The sequence below is a fragment of the Vibrio sp. 811 genome, assembly GCF_033339195.1.
Genome location: NZ_JAWOUB010000858.1, coordinates 1 through 537 on the forward strand (window position 1 = coordinate 1; position 537 = coordinate 537).

Genomic DNA, 537 nt, shown 5'->3' on the forward strand with positions numbered 1-537 from the left:
GCGCTGCTTGGTATTCAGGTAGTAGTTTTTCAAACTGTGCTACTTGACCTAATGCTTCGTTAGTTACACGCTCGTTGTAACCTTGAGCTTCTTTCTTCAAACGTTCAGCACGACCCGTTGCCTTCGGCAAGATTTCGTTCTTGTAAGCTTCTGCTTCACGGATGAAACGCTCTTCATCCTCACGCGCAGCAATCGCGTCATCAAACGCATCTTTTACTTGCTCTGGCGGACGTGCAGACTGGAAGTTCACGTCAACAATCACCAGACCCATATCATAGCTATCGATGATTTGGTTTAGTGTTTCTTGAGTGCTTTGACGAATTTGCTGACGACCACTGGTTAGAATGCTATCCATTAGTGAATCACCAATTACCGCACGTAGCGCAGAGTCTGTTGCTTGACGCAAGCTATCATCTGCATTGGTCACGCGGTATAGGTATTTGTATGGGTCAGCAACTCGGTATTGAACGTCCATTGCAACCGTTACTACGTTTTCATCTTTCGTCAGCATTAGACCAGATGCACGTAGTGAGCGAA

1 protein-coding gene is annotated in these 537 nt (G+C 46.2%); it reads right to left on the minus strand.

Annotation, left to right across the window (positions count from 1 at the left end; genetic code table 11):
• Positions 1-537 (minus strand): FtsH protease activity modulator HflK (hflK, locus tag R7Q46_RS29790; protein ID WP_318078669.1); only part of this gene is annotated, 537 nt, incomplete at both ends.